General features: G+C 42.8%; 18 protein-coding genes and 1 pseudogene. 8 read left to right on the plus strand and 11 right to left on the minus strand.

The window, feature by feature from the left end:
* Position 1 precedes the first annotated feature (1 nt).
* Positions 2-1,873 (minus strand): ABC transporter ATP-binding protein, encoded by a 1,872-nt coding sequence (locus CZ367_RS11750; RefSeq protein WP_077197030.1) that lies wholly within the window; start codon positions 1,871-1,873, stop codon positions 2-4.
* Between the two features lie 116 nt (positions 1,874-1,989).
* A complete protein-coding gene (miaB, locus tag CZ367_RS11755) occupies positions 1,990-3,321 on the minus strand; it encodes a tRNA (N6-isopentenyl adenosine(37)-C2)-methylthiotransferase MiaB (protein ID WP_077197031.1) in 1,332 nt (443 codons plus the stop codon).
* A gap of 230 nt (positions 3,322-3,551) precedes the next feature.
* Here miaB and CZ367_RS11760 point away from each other — a divergent pair, with 230 nt between their 5' ends.
* Positions 3,552-4,514: a helix-hairpin-helix domain-containing protein gene (locus CZ367_RS11760; RefSeq protein WP_237581706.1), complete on the plus strand. Its 963-nt coding sequence runs from the start codon at positions 3,552-3,554 to the stop codon at positions 4,512-4,514.
* 17 nt (positions 4,515-4,531) lie between these two features.
* Here CZ367_RS11760 and CZ367_RS11765 read toward each other — a convergent pair whose 3' ends face one another.
* Positions 4,532-5,833, minus strand: coding sequence for a UDP-N-acetylmuramoyl-tripeptide--D-alanyl-D-alanine ligase (locus tag CZ367_RS11765; RefSeq protein ID WP_077197450.1), 1,302 nt, complete (start codon positions 5,831-5,833; stop codon positions 4,532-4,534).
* A 524-nt stretch (positions 5,834-6,357) separates the two neighbouring features.
* Complete coding sequence (locus CZ367_RS11770; RefSeq protein WP_077197033.1) at positions 6,358-8,241, minus strand: heavy metal translocating P-type ATPase; 1,884 nt, start codon at positions 8,239-8,241, stop codon at positions 6,358-6,360.
* Between the two features lie 119 nt (positions 8,242-8,360).
* On the opposite strand from CZ367_RS11770, the gene CZ367_RS15960 reads away from it, so the two are divergent.
* From CZ367_RS15960 to CZ367_RS11795, 6 genes are all read left to right on the plus strand, one after another.
* Complete coding sequence (locus CZ367_RS15960) at positions 8,361-8,519, plus strand: hypothetical protein (RefSeq protein ID WP_154669335.1); 159 nt, start codon at positions 8,361-8,363, stop codon at positions 8,517-8,519.
* Positions 8,520-8,893: 374 nt separating this feature from the next.
* Positions 8,894-10,120 (plus strand): nucleoside recognition domain-containing protein, encoded by a 1,227-nt coding sequence (locus CZ367_RS11775; RefSeq protein ID WP_077197034.1) that lies wholly within the window; start codon positions 8,894-8,896, stop codon positions 10,118-10,120.
* Positions 10,121-10,140: 20 nt separating this feature from the next.
* Positions 10,141-11,634 (plus strand): oligosaccharide flippase family protein, encoded by a 1,494-nt coding sequence (locus CZ367_RS11780; RefSeq protein WP_077197035.1) that lies wholly within the window; start codon positions 10,141-10,143, stop codon positions 11,632-11,634.
* 25 nt (positions 11,635-11,659) lie between these two features.
* Complete coding sequence (locus CZ367_RS11785) at positions 11,660-13,783, plus strand: S46 family peptidase (RefSeq protein ID WP_077197036.1); 2,124 nt, start codon at positions 11,660-11,662, stop codon at positions 13,781-13,783.
* Between the two features lie 488 nt (positions 13,784-14,271).
* Positions 14,272-15,498, plus strand: coding sequence for a transposase (locus CZ367_RS11790; RefSeq protein ID WP_077197037.1), 1,227 nt, complete (start codon positions 14,272-14,274; stop codon positions 15,496-15,498).
* Positions 15,499-15,550: 52 nt separating this feature from the next.
* On the plus strand, positions 15,551-15,934 hold the full coding sequence (locus CZ367_RS11795) for a VanZ family protein (RefSeq protein ID WP_237581708.1): 384 nt from the start codon (positions 15,551-15,553) through the stop codon (positions 15,932-15,934).
* 47 nt (positions 15,935-15,981) lie between these two features.
* On the opposite strand, the gene CZ367_RS11800 is transcribed toward CZ367_RS11795, so the two are convergent.
* The 7 genes and pseudogenes from CZ367_RS11800 to CZ367_RS11825 form a co-directional block, all read right to left on the minus strand.
* Positions 15,982-16,482: a CYTH domain-containing protein gene (locus CZ367_RS11800; protein ID WP_077197039.1), complete on the minus strand. Its 501-nt coding sequence runs from the start codon at positions 16,480-16,482 to the stop codon at positions 15,982-15,984.
* On the minus strand, positions 16,483-16,626 hold the full coding sequence (locus CZ367_RS15965) for a hypothetical protein (protein WP_202613131.1): 144 nt from the start codon (positions 16,624-16,626) through the stop codon (positions 16,483-16,485).
* Positions 16,627-16,858: 232 nt separating this feature from the next.
* Complete coding sequence (locus tag CZ367_RS11805; RefSeq protein ID WP_077197020.1) at positions 16,859-18,085, minus strand: ISL3 family transposase; 1,227 nt, start codon at positions 18,083-18,085, stop codon at positions 16,859-16,861.
* Between the two features lie 73 nt (positions 18,086-18,158).
* Positions 18,159-18,620, minus strand: a complete 462-nt coding sequence (locus CZ367_RS16300; RefSeq protein ID WP_077197040.1) for a transposase — start codon at positions 18,618-18,620, stop codon at positions 18,159-18,161.
* Positions 18,619-19,509 (minus strand): annotated as a pseudogene (locus CZ367_RS11815) (ISL3 family transposase); the annotation flags it as partial. The gene CZ367_RS16300 and the pseudogene CZ367_RS11815, both read right to left, overlap by 2 nt.
* A gap of 103 nt (positions 19,510-19,612) precedes the next feature.
* The gene (prfB, locus tag CZ367_RS11820) at positions 19,613-20,728 is read right to left on the minus strand and encodes a peptide chain release factor 2 (protein WP_077197042.1); all 1,116 of its coding nucleotides are present in this window, start codon (positions 20,726-20,728) and stop codon (positions 19,613-19,615) included.
* A 38-nt stretch (positions 20,729-20,766) separates the two neighbouring features.
* Positions 20,767-22,575 (minus strand): AMP-dependent synthetase/ligase, encoded by a 1,809-nt coding sequence (locus CZ367_RS11825; protein WP_077197043.1) that lies wholly within the window; start codon positions 22,573-22,575, stop codon positions 20,767-20,769.
* 339 nt (positions 22,576-22,914) lie between these two features.
* Here CZ367_RS11825 and CZ367_RS16510 point away from each other — a divergent pair, with 339 nt between their 5' ends.
* Positions 22,915-23,043 carry a hypothetical protein gene (locus tag CZ367_RS16510; RefSeq protein WP_262500739.1) on the plus strand — a complete coding sequence of 43 codons (129 nt, stop codon included), beginning with the start codon at positions 22,915-22,917 and terminating at the stop codon, positions 23,041-23,043.
* Positions 23,044-23,250 lie beyond the last annotated feature (207 nt).

A 23,250-nucleotide genomic window follows, 5' to 3' on the forward strand; every position in this document is an offset into this window, starting at 1 on the left:
TTTATATCTCCTGCATATCGTGCAGCTTCCTGTAATATCCGTCTATCTGCATCAATGCTTCGTGTGTGCCTCGTTCTACTATTCGTCCTTCGTGCATCACACATATTTCGTCCGAGTTCTTAATGGTGGAAAGGCGGTGAGCCACGGCTATGGTTGTGCGGGTCTTCATTAACTTGTAGAGCGCATCTTGCACCAATCGTTCGCTTTCTGTATCTAATGCCGACGTGGCTTCGTCAAGGATAAGAATAGGTGGATTTTTCAATATGGCACGTGCTATGCTTATACGTTGACGCTGTCCGCCTGAAAGTCTGCCACCTCTATCACCGATGTTGGTGTCGTAGCCTTTCTCGTTTTGCATAATGAAGCTATGAGCATTGGCAATCTTAGCTGCCTCCATAACATCGTCTTTGGTTGCATTCACGCCAAACGAAATGTTGTTGTAGAATGTGTCGTTGAATAAGATTGCTTCTTGATTGACATTACCGATAAACTTGCGAAGTTCGTGTAGACGGAGGTCTTTCACATTGATGCCGTCTATCAAAATATCACCTTCTTGCACATCATAATAGCGTGCAATGAGGTCGAGTAGGGTGGATTTGCCGCTTCCACTCTGTCCGACGAGGGCTATGGTTTTACCTTTGGGAATAACAAGATTGATATTTCGCAGCACCCAATGAAAATTTACGCTTCCGTCCTCAGACTTATCAGACGTGTAGGCAAAACTTACGTTTCGGAACTCTATTTCGTGATTGAATCCGTTTAGAACTTTCGGGTTTTTAGCTTCCTTGATTTCAATCTCAGCCTTCAGTATCTTGTCCACTCTCTCCATAGAGGCCATACCCTTAGGAATGTTATATCCTGCCTTTGAGAACTCTTTTAATGGATTGAGAATGCTGTAAAGAATTACCAAATAGTAAATAAACGTAGGTCCGCTAATGACTGGATATTGTCCTAAAACCAATGTTCCGCCAAACCAAAGCACAACGATAATCATCAATGTACCAAGAAATTCGCTCATAGGATGAGCCAATTGTTGGCGAATGTTCACCTTCATTATATCAGAGCGGTAACTATTGTTCACTTTCTCAAAACGTTCGTTCATCAAACGTTCAGCGCAGAACGCCTTAATGATACGTAAGCCGCCCAAAGTCTCCTCTACTTGGCTCATGGTATCGCTCCATAAGGCTTGTGCGGTAACACTATTCTGTTTCAACTTTCGACCTACTTTGCCCATAAACCAGCCAAAGAAAGGGACAAAGATGAGTGTGAAGAGTGTTAACTGCCACGAAATGACAAGCAATGTACTGAAGTAAAAAACGATAAGGATAGGATTTTTGAACAGCATATCCAATGATGCCATTACCGAATTGTCTATCTCTTGCACATCACCGCTCATACGAGCAATGATGTCGCCTTTACGTTCTTCACTAAAAAAGCCTAACGAAAGTTGGGTTATCTTTTGATACAATGCGTTGCGAATATCCCTCACTACACCTGTACGAACTGGTATTATAGAGGCTGAAGAAAGGAAATAAGCCCCCGTTTTAAGGAAGGTCATAAAGCCCAATGCAAGCCCTATAATAAGCAAAGTGTTGGTCGGTCCCCAGCTTGTAACAAATATCTGAACATAATAATCAGCATTGTTGGCTAAGACGTCCTTGTATTCGTGAAACCCTTCAGCTCTACTCCAAGGAATATATTGTGTAGCTCCTGTTCCTGCATCTACCTTAAAAAGAATTTGCAATAACGGAATAAGCGTCATAAAAGAGAAGATGTTCAGCAGTGCCGAAAGCACGTTGAACCCCACCGCCATCACAAGATATTTCTTGTAAGGTGGGATAAATCTGCGTAATACTTGTATAAAATCCTTCATAGGATACAAAGATAATAGTTTAAAGTGGGAACTTGTATTTTCTTGTTTTCAAGGTTTTGTACCTTTTTTCTCAGTCTACTGATGTTGCAAGCTCTCACTTGATATAGCAAAAGGTATTAATCTACCAATTCGCCAATGAGTGTTGCCGAACTTGAGTCTACAATTCTTACTCTCACCGTTTCACCAATATGATGGTTGCCACGTGGAATAATCACTGCCTTATTTTGTTCAGTGCGCCCCATCAATTGCTCTCTGCTGCGCTTACTGAAACGTTCGATAAGTATATCAAACTCTTTTCCCTTATCTTCCTTGTTGCGTTGAGCCGAAATCTCTGTCTGTAACTTAATCAGTTCGTTCAATCGACGCACCTTTTCTTCCTCGCTAATGTTATCGGGTAAGTGCTTTGCAGCGTATGTGCCTGGGCGTTCAGAGTATTTAAACATAAAGGCAGAGTCGAAGCCCACCTCACGTACCAATGAGAGCGTTAGCTCTTGATCTTCCAAACTCTCATCGTGATACCCCACAAAAATATCAGTTGTGAGTCCACAGTTAGGAATAATACGACGAATGGCTGCTACTTTCTCCAAATAGTCCTCACGTGTGTACTTTCGGTTCATCAGTTTCAGCACCTTATTACTTCCGCTTTGTGCAGGGAAATGAATATGATTGCAGAGATTAGGTTCGTCAGCCACAGCGTGGAGAATATCCTCAGTCATATCTTCAGGGTTGGAAGTAGAGAAACGCACACGCATATCAGGCACGCTCTGTGCCACCTTGCGCAAGAGTTCGGCAAACGATGTGCCGTTTTCAGGGCGTTTTCCGTTAGGCAGAAGTCCATACGAATTGACATTCTGACCCAAGAGCGTTACCTCTTTAAAGCCTCTGTCGTGCAAATCCTTCACTTCGCGAAGAATACTCTCTACATCGCGCGAACGCTCACGACCACGTGTAAACGGCACAATGCAATAGTGGCAGAAGTTGTTACAACCACGCATAATGCTCACAAAGCCCGAAACCCGATTGCCCCCAATGCGTTGAGGCACAATGTCACGATAGGTTTCAGTTGTCGATAGGTCAACGTCCATAGCGTTATGCCCATTCTCACAACGTGCTATCATTTCAGGCAAGTTAAGATAAGAGTCAGGTCCGCACACAAGATTTGCATAGTGATTGTCTATCAAGTCTTTACGTACACGCTCCGCCATACAACCCAATACGCCCAAGATGCGCTTTTTCCCTTTCTTTTTCTCAGCATATAAGGTTTCTAATCTATTGTAAATCTTGTTCTCTGCGTTCTCTCTTATGGAGCAAGTATTAAGGAATATAGCATCTGCTTCGTCCTCATTCTCGCACACATCGTATCCTGCCATCTTCATCACGGAAGCAACCACCTCCGAGTCTGCCACGTTCATTTGGCAGCCGTATGTCTCTATAAAGAGTTTTTTCATCAATCTAAATCTAAATTTATTATATAGCTTGAATGTGGCAAACAATTACTAAAATTCGGATAGTCTGCCACTTATAACGTGCAAAGGTAATAAATTGTTAGCAACTTTACAAGTGTTTTGTTTCATTCCTATGGGTACATTCAATATTATTTTGTATATTTGTAGCACAGTAACAAACAATCTTTTGTCATCTCATCACATCAAGTTGACCTATGCGAAACTTCTTTTATATGCAGAAATCGGATAGAAAAGTAATTCTTTTCCTTATCTCTTTAGCACTCATAGCCCTTTGTGCAATCTATTTTGTTGGCAATCAAAACCAATATACAGCCTTATCCCAACCCGATAGCACATGCATTGCAAGTCTACAAAATCCAATCAATGCGAACGAAACGCAGCACTCTGTTCATTATGCCCTTCAGGACGGCAAACGTATCACCTTATTTCCATTCGACCCCAACACAGCCGATAGCAACGCCTTGTCAAAACTCGGACTTGCGCCTTACCAAATTCGGAGTATTTATAAGTATCGTGCAAAGGGCGGAATATATCGTACTCCGCAAGACTTTGCCAAACTTTACGGACTTACCAGAAAGCAATATCGCACCCTTGAACCCTATATAGAGATAGGCGACGACTATCTTCCTGCCTTCACAATGGCAACTATTCAAGCGTATGAACAAAATAAGCGTGCCGAAAAACAACGCATACACGAGGCATACGAAGCCTATAAAGCATCAGACACGTATACACCTTATAAGAAAACCGACCGTGATACCGTGCGTTACCCTATCAAAATAAAGGTAGGCGAACACATCAACCTTGCCACAGCTGATACTGCCTTACTGAAAAAAGTACCTGGGATAGGGTCAGGGTGGGCGCGTGCCATCGTAAACTATGGAAAGCGATTAGGTGGATATGTAGCCGTAGGGCAACTGAAAGAGATAGAAGAATTTCCTGTTGAGGCTCTTCCGTTTTTTGAAGTTCGTGGCGAACATACGCAGAAACTCAACCTCAACACCCTTTCGCTCAGTCAGTTGCGAAGGCACCCTTATATCAACTTTCATATGGCACAACAAATTGTAGCGTATCGCCGCACACGTGGAAAACTCACAAGTTTGTCGCAGTTGCGTCTCCTCAAAGACTTCCCGCCCGAAGTTATCCAACGTTTGCAGCCTTACGTTACTTTTTGATGCCTTACTCTATTTTGTTACAATAGTTCGGGCAACTGGAATAGCTTTGTGCCATTACTACCTTTTATTAATATATAGTGGTCTGTGGGGCAATGGCGTTCTATTTCCAGCTTCACCTCTTCCACATCTTTAAATTTCTTAAAGTCGGTTTTGGTGTGTTCAAAGTTTTCACCTACGAGCCATACATTGGTAATGCCAGCAGCCTGGATAAGGTCTACCACACGTTGATGTTCAACTGCCGAAGTTTCGCCAAGTTCACGCATATCACCCAAGATAGCCATCTTGTTTTCTACATTCATCACTCTGAAGTTTTCGATAGCTGCCGCCATACTCGATGGATTGGCGTTGTAAGCATCTACAACAAGTTTGTTATGCGCCGTAACAGTGAGCTGCGAGCGGTTGTTGCTTGGAATATAGTTTTCTAAAGCGTGGCAAATCTGTTGTGTCGATACCTCGAAATGCAAGCCTATGGCAATGGCTGCCAACATATTATCAAGGTTGTAAGCTCCTACAAGATGGGTCAATACCTCTTTCCATTCGCCTCCTTCTTCGTGCCAACGGAAACGTAAGAAAGGCGCACAATCCACTACTTCGCCTTGAACGTTGGCGGTTTCGTCTTGTCCGTATGATATGATGCGGTCAAAATTGCGCTGCTCTGCCATTTCTGTAAGGTCGTTGTTGCTCTCGTTTAGGAAGAGCAGACAGTTGTGCGCTTTAAGATAATCGTACAATTCACCTTTTGTGCGTTTCACTCCTTCAAAACTTCCAAATCCTTCAAGGTGAGCACGCCCCACATTAGTAATAAGACCGCAAGTAGGCTCTGCATAGTTTACGAGCTTTTCTATATCGCCCTCGTGCGATGCTCCCATCTCTATTACCGCAATTTCGTGTTCGGGAGCAATGCGAAGCAAAGTTTTAGGCACACCCACATCGTTGTTAAAGTTGCCTTCGGTATGCAACACGTTGTATTTTTCTGCCAATACGGCTGATATAAGTTCCTTGGATGTAGTTTTCCCGTTTGTTCCCGTAATACCGATAACAGGGATATTAAATTCTCGGCGGTGTTCTCTTGCTATCTCTTTGTAAGTCTGCAAAGCATCATCTACAAGGATAATACGCTTGTCGGTAGGGTCGGCATATTCTTTTTCGTCAATAATAGCATAGCTGCACCCTTTTTCCAAGGCAGCTTTAGCAAATTTATTTCCGTCAAAAGTTTCACCTTTGAGCGCAATAAATAGGCTTCCTTCAGGACAGTTTCGGCTATCTGTTGTTATTACAGCGTGCTGTTTGTACAGCTTATAAAGTTCTTGAATATCCATAGTTTTCTTTATTTTTATTGACCCTTTATCGTTGATGTTGCTTCCGTTCAAGCTATATCATCTTTCTCCTTGCAAAGCCCTACTTTAATATATAAGGGTAGAACTTCTCACAAGGGTGATGCACCTACGCATTGTTGTTTGCTAAATAGTTTTAAGTACCAAAAGTCTATGGCGTGCTTCAGCACCAACAACCTTTGGGTTAAAGCCAATACAAAAGTAAATAAAAAAAGTAGGAAAAGAAAACTTCAGCACATTTTTATTATTTTATACTAAAATCCCAATAGAATTTTCGTTTGTTCTATTGGGATTTACTTTTGGCTGGTTCTATAAATTAGCTTTGTTAGATTTTGAGCTTATTTTTGAACCAAAAACGGAGCAAGCCGAATGCAATCAAACTTGTTTGAATTGTTGAGGCGCAGCCCGTTTTATATTAAAAGAAGCTAAAAGAGAAAGAAACGTATTTCATAAAAATTTAATGACTATATGCGGTGGTAATTTATAGAACCAGCCTTTTATAAGTCCTTTTATGCTTTTAGTGCTCTTGTGGCATTCAATACTGCCAAAACCATAACACCAACATCAGCAAAAACAGCTAAGCCCATAGAGGTGAGACCGAAGGTAGAGAGTACGAGCACACCCACCTTAATACCAATGGCAAACACAGCGTTTTGCTTTGCAATGGCAATAGTATGGCGCGAAATGCCAATAGCTTTTGCTATTTTAGACAGCTTGTCGTCCATCAACACCACATCGGCAGCTTCGATGGCAGCCTCCGACCCTAAACCGCCCATTGCTATACCCACATCGGCACGTGCCAACACAGGTGCATCATTAATGCCGTCGCCTACAAAAGCAAGTGTAGAGGTAGCAGATGAGGTAGCCAGCAATTCCTCCATATACTTCATTTTATCATCGGGCAACAACTCTGCATAATGCTTATTTATGCCCAATTCATCAGCTACGTGTTGTGCCACATCAGCCTTGTCGCCTGTAAGCATTACCACTTCGGCTACTCCCATCACCTTTAGCTGGGCAATGGTTTCTTTAGCCCCTTCTTTCAGCGTATCGGCAATCACGATATGTCCCTTGTATTGACCGTCAATCGCCACATATACAAGGGTAGCCACAGCATTTGTACACGCATCGCATTGCGGAATGGCTACGCCTACTTGTTGCATCATTCGCTCATTGCCCAAGGCTACGTTGTGCCCGTCTATGGTTGCTGTTACGCCGTGTCCAGCTATTTCTTTTACATTCTTTATTCCTTCCTTGCTTATCGTTCCCGAATAGGCTTTTGTAAGTGCAAGCGCAATGGGGTGAGCTGAAAACTGTTCAGCCAAAGCCGCTATTCGTAGCAATTCTTCGCTTGCTATTTCGTGTGTATGAACAGCCTCCACCGCAAATGATCCGTGGGTCAAAGTACCCGTTTTGTCAACAACAAGGGTGCGAAGTTTAGCCAAGGTCTCCATATAGTTTCCCCCCTTGATAAGAATACCTTGATGACCAGCCCCACCGATACCACAGAAGAAAGTAAGCGGGATAGACATAATGAGTGCGCAAGGACAACTCACCACCAAGAAAGTCAATGCACGATAGAGCCAAACCGAGAAGCCTGCACCATAATCGGCATAAAAGAATGGGGGTACAACAGCAAGAATAAGGGCAAGAATAACCACGGCGGGGGTGTAAACACGTGCAAAACGACGGATAAACGACTCACTTTTCGATTTGTTTTCACTTGCTTCTTCTACCAATTGTAGTATTTTGGCAGCTGTCGATTCGCCTGCAGTTTTCTTTACCTCAACTTTTAATACGCCCGATAGATTTACACAGCCCGACACGATGAAATCGCCACTTTTTACACTTCGTGGTACACTTTCGCCCGTCAAAGCTACAGTGTTGAGGCTTGATGCTCCCTCGATTACACGACCGTCGAGTGGCACTTTTTCGCCAACTTTTATCAATATCGTATCACCAATTTTTACCTCTTCAGGTGTAACCTCTTTTGTGTCATTCCCCACAACAAGATTTGCTTTGTCGGGACGAATATCCATCAAATCGACGATGGAATCGCGACTTTTGTCTTCCGCATAGTGTTCAAACATTTCGCCCAACTGGAAAAACAGCATTACGAAAACACCTTCCATAAATTGAGGTTCGGCATTGGGAAGAAAGCCTATTGCCATTGCACCGATGGTAGCAATTGCCATAAGGAAGTTCTCATCGAAGGGGTCAAGGTTGGCTATTCCCTCCGCAGCTTCCCACAAAACATCGTATCCTACGACAAAGTAAGGAATAAGATAAACCAAGAGCAGTTGCCACAAAGGTAAGTTGGCGTTCTGTTCTATTACGTATGCCACAGCCAATAAGGCAGCAGCAATGATAAGACGGATAATTTTAGTTTTCATATCGCTCTATTTTTTTGTTACTGATTTATGGTTTGCAAAGATAAATAAAAAATATTGCAACTCGGTTGCAAAGGTTGTTGAGGTATTATTTTATAGGAGTTAAAGGAGTGTAAGGGGAGATGTTTGTGGGGGTAGTTTTGGAGAATTGGTCGGACAAGTCGGACGTGTCGGACAGGTCAGACAAGTCGGACAGGTCAGACAGGTCGGACGGGTCGGACGGGTCGGACAAGTCGGACAAAACCACAACAACGAAACATTTGGCTTTAACTCCTCGATAAATCGAGCCCCTACATATTGTTCTGTTTTTCGGTTGACGAACTTTCAAAAACAAAACATCAATCTTTTATTTCCAAAACATATATGTTTGGCATTGTCAAAGTTCAACTTTGAGGCGGTAAAACATATATGTTTTGGGTGGTGAAACATATATGTTTTAGAATGGATTTGTAAATCTCTTGTGCTCAGTGGGTTATGGCATTAAATTTTATGGATATGGTTTAAATATTAATTGTTCTGTTTTTCTGTTGCCTCGGATTTATCCCTATCCTCTGAAAAGTCCTTTTATAATTCTTTTAAATATAAATATCGTGTTTATCAACTTTAAATTGTAAATTTGCCAAGTTAAAAAGGAAAGAAAAAGATAATCAACGCTATGGTGTTAAATTATATTTGGGTAGCTTTCTTCGTGATAGCCTTTGTTTTCGGCATTGTGTCGCTATGTTTTGGCGATGCTACGGTGTTTGAGAAGATGGTTACGGCAACTTTCGACTCCTCTAAGTCGGCTTTTGAAGTGTCGTTGGGCTTGACAGGAGTTTTGGCATTGTGGTTGGGAATTATGAAGATAGGCGAACGAGCTGGCATTGTGAATGTTTTGGCGCGTGTGCTTAGTCCTGTTTTTACCAAACTCTTCCCTGATATTCCAAAAAACCACCCTGTGATGGGCAGCATTTTTATGAACATTGCATCAAATATGTTGGGGCTTGACAATGCGGCAACACCTACGGGGCTGAAAGCAATGGCACAAATGCAGGAGCTGAATACACGCAAAGACACAGCCACCAACCCAATGATAATGTTCTTGGTGCTGAACACCAGCGGACTGACCATCATTCCAACAAGTATTTTAGCATTCCGAAGTGCCAACGGAGCTGCAACGCCTACCGACGTGTTTATCCCCATTCTGCTTGCAACCACGGTGGCAACGATTGCAGGAATTGTGATTACAGCCCTTTGGCAACGCATCAATCTGTTGCAACCTGTGCTGTTAGCTACCATCTTTGGTATGATTGCCGTAGTGGGTGGCATAATGTGGGGCTTTGGTCAGATGGACGAAGCAACGATGACACGTACAACCTCGATAGCCTCAAACTTGATATTGATGTCGATTATCGTCCTTTTCATCGGTGCAGGAGCACTAAAGCGCATCAATGTTTATGACGCTTTCATCGAGGGCGCAAAGGAGGGATTCACTACGGCTGTACGCATTATACCTTACCTTGTTGCCATTCTCGTGGGTGTGGGTGTGTTCCGTGCATCGGGAGCTATGGATATGCTGATTGACGGCATAGGATGGACAATGGAGCAATGCAATCTGAATACCGACTTTGTAGGTGCGTTGCCAACAGCACTGATGAAACCGCTTTCGGGTAGTGGGGCACGTGGATTGATGTTAGAAGCAATGCAAACATACGGTGCAGACTCGTTTGTGGGCAGACTAAGTTGCATTTTCCAAGGTTCTACCGATACGACGTTCTATGTTTTGGCTGTCTATTTCGGTAGCGTAAGCATACGTTATACCCGTCACGCTGTGGCTTGTGGCTTGTTAGCAGACCTTTTCGGAGTGATTGCTGCTATTGGGGTGTGCTACATATTTTTCTAAAATAAAACGATACAAAATAAATGGCAAACTTAAAATCATTGGCGAAAGATACGGCTATTTACGGACTTAGCAGTATTGCGGCAAGGTTTATCAATTACTTGTTGGTGCCTATTCAGACTACCAAATTTAATGCTGCTGGTGGGCAGTATGGTATTATTACCAATGTTTACTCGTACGTGGCACTGCTGATAGTGCTGCTTACGTATGGTATGGAAACAACCTTCTTTCGCTTTATGAGCAAAGAAGGCGAAGACCCAAAGAAGGTTTATGCCACAACGTTAAGAATGGTGGCTGCCACATCGCTCGTGTTTATGGCAATCATCGTTGCTTTTTATAAACCCATTGCTGCAATGGTGGGCTACGACGACCACCCCGAATATATATTAATAATGTATATCACGGTGGCGATAGATGCCTTTGCAGCCATTCCTTTTGCATATCTTCGCTATGTGCATCGTCCTATAAAGTTTGCTACACTGAAGATGTTGAACATCACATTCAACATTGCTTTCAACATTCTTTATTTGGTAGTGCTGCCGTCATTACAGCTCAATCCGTTCGGAATATACGATGCCAACTTTACTTTAGAGGTGGTTTGGATTTTCTATATCAACCTTTTCTGTACCTTGCTCACCTTGCTGATGCTTGGAAAAGAGTTGTTGGGCATTCGCTATGCCTTTGATAAAGCAATGTGCAAGCGTATGTTGAGCTACACTTTTCCACTGCTGATAATGGGTGTGGCAGGACAATTGAACCAGAGTGCATCGCAGATTATCTTCCCAGAGGTGTATAATGGCACTGCCGAAGAAGCACGTATGCAGCTCGGTATTTATGGGGCTTGTATCAAGATTGCAATGATTATGGTAATGATTACGCAGGCTTTCCGTTATGCTTACGAACCTTTTGTGTTTGGAAAGTCAAAGGATAAAGACAATAGAACGACTTACGCTAACGCTATGAAGTTTTATATTATCTTTACCCTCTTGGCTTTCTTGGCTGTTATGGGCTATATGGACATACTGAAACACGTAGTGGGGCGAAGCTATTGGGAGGGCTTGGAGATAGTACCGATTGTGATGGCTGCCGAAATAATGTTTGGTATATTCTTTAACCTTAGTTTTTGGTACAAACTCACTAACCGTACCATCTGGGGAGCATACTTTGCTGGAATAGGAGCGGTGGTGCTTATTGTGATGGACATTGCGCTCATTCCTGTTTTTAGCTATTGGGCTTGTGCGTGGGCAGGCTTTGTGTCGTACGCCGTGAGTATGGTGATAAGCTACTATTTCGGGCAGAAGTATTACCCCATCAATTATCCTTTAAAGGAAATAGGCTTCTATGTTTTGGTGGCATTAGTGCTATTTGGGGCTATCAGTGCTTCTAACGACTATTTGCCAATGATAGGTGCGCTCGGCGTGAACACCCTGCTTCTCTTTGTCTTCCTTGGCATCATTGTGAAGCGTGACTTCCCTTTGAGCAAGTTGCCCGTTATAGGCAAGAAATTTAAGAAATAATATATTTACCAATAAATCAATTATAATGAAAAAATCTACCCTATTGCTTGCAGGTTTGCTCGCTATGAGTACTGCATCGAAAGCAGACGAAGGTATGTGGACACTTTTCAATCTTCCACAAGCAGTTTATACGCAAATGGTTGATTACGGCTTCGCATTGCCTTCTACCTCATTGTACAATAGCCCTAACGCTATTAGCAACTACGTTGTCAATTTCTCTGGCTTCTGCTCAGGTGTTGTTGTGTCTCCTGATGGACTTGTATTCACCAACCACCACTGTGGTTTCGGTGCTATCAACGCTCACTCTACTGTAGAACACGACTATATGCGCGATGGCTTCTACGCAAAGAGTTTCAGCGAGGAATTGCCAAACGAGAATATGTTTGTGTCATTTATGCGTAAGCAGGAGGACATCACGCCACGTGTGAATGCAATGATTGCAAACAAATCGCATGAAGAACAGGAAAAAATCCTTGATGAACTTACCAATGCAATGACCGACTCTATTAAGAAGATAGACAAGACTTTGCATATTGAGGTGCAGCCATTCTACGAAGGCAACAAGTATTATGCAACTACTTATCAAGACTTTACCGACCTTCGCCTTGTATTCACCGTGCCAAAGAGTATGGGTAAGTTCGGTGGCGATACCGATAACTGGATGTGGCCACGCCAAACTTGCGACTTCTCTGTATTCCGTATCTATGCTGACCCTAAGACAAATGGTCCTGCAGCTTACTCAAAGGACAATGTGCCTTACCACCCAGAGCATTGGGCACCTGTAAGTCTTGAAGGTTACAAGGAAAAAGACTTTGCAATGACCATCGGTTATCCAGGTTCTACACGTCGTTATCTCTCATCATACGGTATTCAACAGCGTCGTGATATAGAGAATGCAAGTCGTGTTCAAACTCGTGATATTAAGCTCGCATTGATGAAGAAGTATATGGATGCTGACCAAAAGGTACGTATTCAGTACGAAGACAAGTATGCAAGCTCTGCCAACTATTGGAAAAACTCAATAGGTATGAACAAGTGCATCGACTCGATAGGTTTAATTCGTCAGAAGGCAGAATATGAAGCTAAGATACAAAAGTGGCTTAACGAGCAGACTGTAAAGAACCCTGCAACTAATGTAGACTTTGCTAAGCTCGAAAGTCTTTACAAAAAGAGCCGCCCAATGATGAACGCAATGAGCTATTGGAGGGAATCTTTCTGGAAGACTTCTGAATTTTTCACTCGTGCAACACGACTTGTATTAGGAATGCCGCTCAAGGGTGATGCTGCTAACCCTAAGAAGCAATATTGCGAATTTGCAGACAATAGCGACAGCTGGAACTACACTTTGGATAAAGAGATGACAGCAGCTATGATGAAAAACTTTGCACAACAGATGCCTGAAGAATATCACCCAGAGTTCTTTAAGACCGTGAAAGCTAAGTTTGGAGGCGATTTCTATAAGTACACAGAATGGCTCTATAAGAATAGTAATGTACTCAAAAAGGGAGCAAAGTTCTATGTAAATGACAAAAAGAAGTTTATGAAAGACCCTGCTGTTCAGGTTGGTGGCGAAATTATGGCTATCGCTTCAGTAGTGGGAGAGAAACTTAGAACTATAACAGAAGATATTCAGGCTGAAGAAAAGAAGCTCTGCGAGGCTAAAGTACAGATGGAAATGGATATGCCACATTATAGCGATGCTAACTTTACAATGCGCTTGAGCTACGGACAAGTAGGTGGCTATATGCTCGGAAGTGTAAATAGCGGCTATTATACAGCAGCTGAATCTATTGTAGAGAAGTTTAAGAAGGCAGACAAGATTGCTGACTACAAGGCTGAACCTATAATGATGGATTTGCTTTCTGCAAAGGATTTCGGCCGTTATACCGACAAGACTTCTAACAAAATGCAGCTTTGCTTCCTTACCAACAACGACATTACTGGTGGTAACTCAGGTTCTCCAATGTTCAACGGTAAGGGTCAGCTCATCGGACTTGCATTCGACGGCAACTGGGATAGCCTCAGTTCTGACATCAACTTCGACCGCAAGCTCGCTCGTTGTATCGGTGTAGATATTCGCTTCGTGCTTTATATGATGGACAAGTGGGGTCACGCAGACCGCTTGATTAAAGAAATCAACCCACAATAATTCACGTTAAATAGTTCTTGCACCTATCTTTCATAGCTGTTAGGTGCAAGAATATAGCTTAAACCCAAATAGGTTGTTGGCGCAACAATGGCTTATTAAGGATAAAACTTAAATCGCTCGTTAGCGTAACAATGGCTAATTGGGGATAAAAAACAAAATCGTCATCAAAGTGAGTTTAATGCTTTGATGGCGATTTTTTGATGTTATCTGCAAAATAATTCGTATTTTTGTCTGCGAAATATTGAGGGCTTAGGCGTAAAAGATATACATTCAACGCCTATGTGATGAATTATAAACACTTAGAAGTAAATATTCTACGTTTAGAATTTGTCCCTTTAGCGAGGCAGAGATAGAACTATAAAACAATACTTCGTTAATTCTAATGTAATCGTTTGAAAATGAGAGAGTTAATTAACTTAATATAACTAATAAAATTTGGCCAAGTGGCTGATTATCAGTAACTTTATAGTAGCAAAAACATAAAGCAAATGACATCAGAACCACTCGACCAATATACAGAAATCTGCAGAGATGCCATCAAAAGCTCATCTGCAAAATTAGGCAAAACTTTTGAGAATCTACTCTTGGAAATACTCTTATTGTACATGGCGATACAAAGAAAGATAAATTTCACTCAAATGGAGCGTTACGGCACCCATTGCGAGCAGACCTACAGAACGAATTTCAACCGCAGCCGGGCTAAGTGCATCAACTGGGTTAAGTTCAACCTCTACCTTTCCCAGCGTTATCTGAACATGGACGGACTGCTGGCTATAGCCATAGATCCGAGCTACATCAGTAAGTCAGGCAAGAAGACTCCGCATGTTGGTACTTTCTGGTCCGGCTGTGCAGGTTCCATGAAACACGGACTTGAAATCATGGGACTTGCCCTTGTCGATGTCTACGCCAACAACTGTATGATGCTTCGTGCCCATCAAACCCCTTCTACAAGAGAGTTGAAACTGCGTAGCATGACTCTTGTGCAGCATTACATTGCCGTCATCAAACGCTACAGGAAAGAATTGTTGAAGGTCACCGATATTGTTGTCGCTGATGCTTTCTTCTCTATCCGTCCGTTTGTGGAGGGAATCAAGGAGCAAGGCTTTCATCTTGTCAGCCGTTTCAGGGATACGGCGAGCCTATACTATGTGTACACGGGACCTCGTTCCAATAAGCCCGGGCGTCCCAAAACACTTGACGGGAAAATCAATTACAAGAAACTCGACCTCACGCGTATGGCGAAGATGCATATCGAAGGACTTGAAGGCACAGCTTACACACTCATCGCCTATTCAAAGGCACTGAAGCAGAAAGTGCGTCTTGTCATTTGGGTGATGCCGAACGGCAAGCACAAGCTTTTCTTCTCCACAAAGACATCTATGTCGGGTGAAGAAGTATTGCGCACATACCGCTCAAGATTCCAAATCGAGTTTTGCTTCCGTGATGCCAAGCAGTATACCGGACTCGCGCATTGCCAGGCAAGGCACAAGAATCAGCTGGACTTCTCCTACAACGCATCATTTGCATCACAGAATGTGGCAAAGGTGATGATGAAGGAAAACGGGCTACCGTATTCCATGGCTTCTTTCAAGGAGCTCATGGCGAGCACATACATTGCAAAATTAATTTTCGACAGGTGTCGGAGCATACCGAACCGAAAGTTAATTAGTCATACTATCAAAGAACTCTTTGGCTGGCAGAGGAAAGCTGCGTAACAATTATCTCAAATTTTAACGAACTATTGATAAAACGAAAGAAATAAAAATGATGAAACTACTCATAAAGCGTTTTCCGCTTACGATATTGATGACCATCGGCATTTGGGCGCTTTGTCTCATTCCTGTACCCGAAACTCCGTTAAATAACGTTGCATTGATAGACAAATGGACACATATTGGAATGTTCTTTGTTTATGGTATGACAATAGCTCACGAGTGGTTTCACACATACAAAAAAGCCAAACCTATGGCGTTATTGCTATGGGTTTGGCTTCTTCCAACCTTAATGGGTGGAGTATTAGAGTTGCTCCAAAGATATTGTACAGCAGGTAATAGAAGCGCTGAATGGTTAGACTTTGTTGCTGATGCCTTAGGCTGTGGCATAGCGTGGGTTATCGGTACGCTTCTGTCAAAGTTTCTTTCCAAGCCTTAAAGGTTATCGGTACGCTTCTATCAAAGTTTCTTTCCAAGCCTTAAAGGTTATCGGTACGCTTCAGGCAGAGTATCTTTCCAAGCTTTAAAAGGGTTTCGACGCATCTGAGAGTTGTAAAACCGACGGTCTCCAGTTACTTCCATACCGATGAAATCGGGCTTTTCAAAGGTTTCGTCTTCACTATTTAGCTCTATTTCAGCCATCACTAAGCCCTCATTGTCGCCGTAGAACTCGTCTATCTCAAAGGTTTTACCGCCAAAATCCACCAAGTAGCGACGCTTATCTATCACCCCTGGTTCGCAAAGCATCAGCAGTTCACGAGCCTCGGCTATGCTTATTTCTTTTTCAAACTCATAGCGCGACAGCCCACCATTGCGTGATGGTCCTTTTATGGTGAGGTATGCTTTCTCGTCACGTATACGAATACGCACAGTGTTGATAGCTGCAAAATATCCTTGCTGAATGTGTGAAGAGCTATGGGCATAACTTTTCCAGTCCATCGCTTTATGAACGAGGAACTTACGTTCAATTTCTTGTCCGCTACTCATTTAGCCTATCATTATCACCGACCAAACCATCGTAGCTATTGCCAAGATACCTAAAGTAATAAAAATCCACTTTATTACTGCCTTAGCCTGTTTTTCCTGTCTTTCTTCACGTGCTTTCTTGCTTAGTTTCTTCTTATCGCTCATAGTAATTGATTGTTTATTAGGGCTTTTTCAAGGTCGTTAGAACTAAGAAATGTTGAGGCTTCAGAAGTCTTTAACCTATTTCTATTGTCTATCACCTATTGCTCTAAAGTTAAATAATATGATTGTTTAAACTCTGTTGCTTTGCATCTTATCAATTAATGCTTAACATTTTGTCGCTTTATGTTTGGCATTTTATTGTTTTATGCTTTACATCTTACTATTTAATGTGGGTCTATAACGTTTCATGTGGGTAATCGAGTTTTAATCCACCTGTTACGAAGTAGACCATATACTTAAAGTTTTCTGTATTGACAAATCCTCTTGCCCTCTTTTTAGCGAGTTGTATTTGTGAGTTAAGTCCCTCAAGGATTCCATTATTGACCTCCCTCATTGCAAAGAGATTCTTTATGCCGAACATGTGCGATCTGACCATCGCCACAAAGTCTGTCATGGGCTTGATGGCAGATTCCTCTACCATCTTGCACCACCGTTCAAGCCTTTCCACGGAATCCTTTGTACATTCGTTGAATATATCTGCGAAAGATTCCTTGAAACCATAAGCTTTGCCAATGGTTGGATATGTCAGCAGTATGGTCTCTAATTCCATCGCCTTTTTCTCCGAGAGATTCTTTTTGTTGTACAGCAGCGTGAACCGATGTCCCTTGAGCAGTCTGGTATCCGTATGTTCCAGCTTGCGTACCGTGTCGACAGCCTCGTTGAGAGCCTTGAAGATATGGAACTTGTCAAATATAATCCCTGCCTTGGGAAAGTGTGTCAAAGCTCCTGATATGAACGACTTGGACATGTCCATACTGATTGCCTCGATATTCTCTATCTTACCCTTCTTCTCGACAAGAGCCTTGCGGAAAGCCTCGAATGTACCCGCATCCTTGCCGTCCGTAACAAAGATGGTCTTGCGAGTGTCCAAGTCTACGAACTGTGTGATATAATTATGTCCCTTTCTTTTAGAGGTCTCATCCACTCCGATGCGATGTACCTCGAACATATCTATCTTGTCAACAGCTTTGCGCACCCAATGGTTGAATATGCGCCAAATGCGGGGAGCCGTCTCGCGGACAGTGCGGGAAACGCTGTTCACCGGCATCTCACGCTCAATGAGAAGCATGGAGTAAGCCTCGAAAAGCAATGTGAAGCCACTATTCTTGCGAGCCCATGGCACGTCCACCATCGAAATCTCATGGTCGCCAACCTTGATGCGGGGAACACTGGCATGAAGGTAGCAAAGATGCTCGAAGAAATTTAAGTGGCGCCAAGTCTTGTCTATGGTGTCATAGGCTGTAGCCTCTGCCTCACCGACTTTGAAACGATGACCACGAGGGAAACTTAGCCATATATGAAGCTCCTTGGCGGAATGCTCGCCATCAATAAACTCAATCTTGGATACTGTCCAAGGTTCTGACAGGCCTAATGCCATTGTAAATATCTCGGTACTATTCATTTTGCAAAGGTAACATTTTGACGAGAAATATTCGATACCTACCCACACGATTCGTTATAGAGCCGGAATGGGTCTATAACGTTTCATGTGGGTAATCGAGTTTTAATCCACCTGTTACGAAGTAGACCATATACTTAAAGTTTTCTGTATTGACAAATCCTCTTGCCCTCTTTTTAGCGAGTTGTATTTGTGAGTTAAGTCCCTCAAGGATTCCATTATTGACCTCCCTCATTGCAAAGAGATTCTTTATGCCGAACATGTGCGATCTGACCATCGCCACAAAGTCTGTCATGGGCTTGATGGCAGCTTCCTCTACCATCTTGTACCACCGTTCAAGCCTTTCCACGGAATCCTTTGTACATTCGTTGAATATATCTGCGAAAGATTCCTTGAAACCATAAGCTTTGCCAATGGTTGGATATGTCAGCAGTATGGTCTCCAGTTCCATCGCCTTTTTCTCCGAGAGATTCTTTTTGTTGTACAGCAGCGTGAACCGATGTCCCTTGAGCAGTCTGGCATCCGCNAGCTTTGCCAATGGTTGGATATGTCAGCAGTATGGTCTCTAATTCCATCGCCTTTTTCTCCGAGAGATTCTTTTTGTTGTACAGCAGCGTGAACCGATGTCCCTTGAGCAGTCTGGTATCCGTATGTTCCAGCTTGCGTACCGTGTCGACAGCCTCGTTGAGAGCCTTGAAGATATGGAACTTGTCAAATATAATCCCTGCCTTGGGAAAGTGTGTCAAAGCTCCTGATATGAACGACTTGGACATGTCCATACTGATTGCCTCGATATTCTCTATCTTACCCTTCTTCTCGACAAGAGCCTTGCGGAAAGCCTCGAATGTACCCGCATCCTTGCCGTCCGTAACAAAGATGGTCTTGCGAGTGTCCAAGTCTACGAACTGTGTGATATAATTATGTCCCTTTCTTTTAGAGGTCTCATCCACTCCGATGCGATGTACCTCGAACATATCTATCTTGTCAACAGCTTTGCGCACCCAATGGTTGAATATGCGCCAAATGCGGGGAGCCGTCTCGCGGACAGTGCGGGAAACGCTGTTCACCGGCATCTCACGCTCAATGAGAAGCATAGAGTAAGCCTCGAAAAGCAATGTGAAGCCACTATTCTTGCGAGCCCATGGCACGTCCACCATCGAAATCTCATGGTCGCCAACCTTGATGCGGGGAACACTGGCATGAAGGTAGCAAAGATGCTCGAAGAAATTTAAGTGGCGCCAAGTCTTGTCTATGGTGTCATAGGCTGTAGCCTCTGCCTCACCGACTTTGAAACGATGACCACGAGGGAAACTTAGCCATATATGAAGCTCCTTGGCGGAATGCTCGCCATCAATAAACTCAATCTTGGATACTGTCCAAGGTTCTGACAGGCCTAATGCCATTGTAAATATCTCGGTACTATTCATTTTGCAAAAGTAACATTTTGACGAGAAATATTCGATACCTACCCACACGATTCGTTATAGAGCCTTTAATGTTTAGCATTTGGCGGATTAACGATAGATGTTTTTATTCCGTTACAGGGAACTCCATCAAGTAAGCTTTAATAAATTCGTCTATCTTACCGTCCATTACGCCGTCCACATCAGAGGTCTGATAATTGGTGCGATGGTCTTTCACGCGTCTGTCATCAAAAACATAGCTGCGTATCTGACTGCCCCATTCTATCTTTTTCTTCGATGCTTCAACCTTAGCTTGTGCCTCCATTCGCTTCTTCATCGCTCTGTCATAGAGTTGTGATTTGAGCAACTGCATAGCTTTAGCACGGTTTTTAGGTTGGTCGCGTGTCTCTGTATTCTCAATCAAGATTTCTTCTTGCTCGCCTGTATCGGGGTCTTCGTACCAATAACGTAAGCGTACACCCGACTCAACTTTGTTTACATTTTGTCCTCCAGCACCTCCTGAGCGGAATGTATCCCAACTCAATTTGGCAGGGTCTACATATACTTCAATCGTATCATCGATGAGCGGCGTTACAAAGACACTGGCAAAGCTTGTCATACGTTTACCCTGTGCATTGAATGGGCTGACACGCACCAAGCGATGTACGCCATTTTCGCTTTTCAGATACCCATACGCATATTCTCCGCCTTCAAACTTCATCGTTACACTCTTGATATCAGCCTCGTCGCCGTCTTGCAAATCGGAGATGGTAACACGATAGCCGTGAGCTTCACCATAGCGCATATACATACGCATCAGCATCGATGCCCAGTCCTGACTTTCTGTTCCACCTGCACCAGAGTTAATTTTCATCACACACTCCATAGGGTCTTCTTCCTGTCGGAGCATATTCATCAACTCTAAAGTTTCAATTGCGCTGATTACCTTTGTATAGTTTGTATCTACTTCTTCCTCTGTAACGAGTTCATCTTTATAGAATTCGAAGGCTAACTTCAATTCTTCAGCTTGCGCACGTACACTATCATAGCTTTTGATCCATTTTTCAATGCTCTTTACTTTCTTCATTTGCTCCTGCGCACGGTCTGCATCTTCCCAAAAGTCAGGAGCTTGGGTGCGCAATTGCTCTTCTTCGTATTCTATACGTTTGCTATCGATGTTCAGATAGTGGTTTAGAGCGTCCACACGTTCCATCACATCTTTTAGTTGGTCGGCTGTTATCACGTTGTTATCACTAAGTTTTCGGTTTGTTCTCGAACAGATTACTCTTCGTACATCTTTTCAATAACGTCCTTATAGTTCTTATTCACCTCTCCACGGCGCAACTTCAAGGTATTGGTAAGTTCACCTCTTTCGGCTGTGAAGTGATGTTCAAGGAGTGTAAACTTCTTTATCTGCTCGTATGGGGCAAGTAATTGTTGGAGCGTTTCTATGCGTTCCTTCATCATCTTGATAACTTTCTTATTGGTACAGAGGTCTGCACGCTTATCAAACTTCACCCCATTGTCCTTAGCCCAATCTTCTAAGAAGCTAAATTCGGGCACAATGAGCGCTGTAACATATTTGCGTTGGTCAGCAATGACTGCTACTTGGTCTACAAACTTATCTACCAACAGCATTGATTCTACCATCTGTGGCGCAATATACTTTCCGTTTGAGGTCTTAAAGAGGTCTTTTATACGCTCTGTAAGGAATAGTTCTCCATCTTTTAAATAACCTGCATCGCCCGTGTGGAAGAAACCATCTTCGTCAAAGGTTGTAGCGTTGACGTGGTCACGACGGAAATATCCTGGTGTGATGGTCGGTCCTTTAAGCAAGATTTCGTTGTTCTCACCTATCTTTATTTCAATTCCTTCAATCAGTCTACCTACCGAACCGATGGTAAAAGGCTTTCCACGATGGTCACAACTTACGGTTGCAACGCTCTCTGTAAGTCCATAGCCTACCAACATATCAAGTCCGATGCTGTGAACAAACTCTTCCACTTCAGGCGAAACGTATGCGCCAGCCGTTGGGAAGAAGTCTGCATTCTCCAAACCCAACTCTTTGCGAACCAAGCTCAGCACCGACTTGTTCATAAACTTATATTCTAACTCTAACAAGAGTGGCACACGCTTGCCTCGTCCAAGATACTGTACATTGCGCAAACGTCCCACTTTCAAGGCACGATTGAACACCTTGCGTTGTAGATAGCTCGCACTTTCTACCTTATCTTTTACAGCTATGAATACCTTTTCCCAGAAGCGTGGCACTGCCGCCATACACGTAGGGTGGGTTTCGCGCATACTCTCTTGTATTTCTTTAGGATAGGTATTAATGATGAGTTGCCCACCGTGTCCTAAAACAAGATAAGCCCACGCACGTTCAAAGACGTGTGCAAAAGGCAAGAAGTTAATCGCTCTAACCTTGTCTGATACAGGCACACACTTCGTATTTGCCTCCATTGACGCATTATACATACCATAGGTAAGCACTACACCTTTGCTTTCTCCCGTAGTACCACTGGTATAAAGAATGTTACAAATATCCTCTTCATTTGCTTGAGCCCATAATGCTTCCACTTCCGATTGGCGTGGCAAACCCTCACCCAACTTTAAGAAATCCTCAAAGTATAATGTGGTAGAGTCGTGTGGGTTAATTCTTATACTTGGGTCAAAAACGATGATACGTTCCAAGGTAGGGCAATGTGCTATTACACGATGAGCTTTGTCGTACTGCTCTTGCTCTCCTGCGAATAAGAAACGAATTTCGGCATCGTGAATAACATACTGCATCTGCTGTTCAGACGAACTTGCGTAAAAAGGAATTGAAATCCCACGTATGCCGTATGCTCCAAAGTCAGTGTAGAGATACTGAATACAGTTTTGAGAGAACACAGCTATTCTCTCCTGAGGTTTAAGCCCAAGATTGAGCAGTGCATTCGAAACTTGTTTTACACGTAATGAAAACTGGTTCCAGGAAACTGTCTTCCACTTCAAACTTCCAAAGTTTCGGAACGTTATCGCTGGTTTCGCTCCAAATTTCTTTGCTTGCTCATGAATGAGTACTGAATAATGCCACTTTGCCTGCATAGTCTTCTATTTTTGATTACTGCAAAAATAAGAAATATTCGGCACATTTAAAAATTATTTGCCAATAATATATGGTATATTCACAATTCATTCCTACTAAACAAAACATAAATTGGTCTTTATATAACGAATACGACAGTAAGGAACTCTCTTTAATTTCAACAACTTAACCATTACGAGTAAAAATTCCTTAGCTTCATCTGTTGCATCTTACCGACAAATAGGACTATGCTTTTGTTAGGTCTTTTTTACATTTATTTTCTTTATATTAGCCTTTTTGAAACGAATATTACCTTTATAATTCCTGTACCTTAAATGTTTTAATAACCTATCTTTTAAGTGTTTTACTTCGGTTGCAAACGATTAAACCCAAATCGGTCGTCCGACCCGTCCGACCCGTCCGACTTGTCCGACTTGTCTGACCCGTCCGACTGGTCCGACAGGTCTGACTGGTCTAACGACCTCTAAGTTTGCAGAAGAATGCGACGCAGTCGCATAAACATTAAATAATCAAGGTAAAACTATGATTGCTAAAGACAGTTTCGTACCTTTGTTGTAAAAAGGTAGAATCGGTCTGTCGAAGAGGTAAACCAGCTAACGACCCAGCTAAAAGCTATAAATCGTTTCGGACCTCATCGACATAGTTGCAAAGACCAGATAGAAAGTTATCGACAC

The sequence above is a fragment of the Prevotella ihumii genome (genome assembly GCF_900155655.1).
In the GTDB taxonomy this organism is placed as follows: domain Bacteria; phylum Bacteroidota; class Bacteroidia; order Bacteroidales; family Bacteroidaceae; genus Prevotella; species Prevotella ihumii.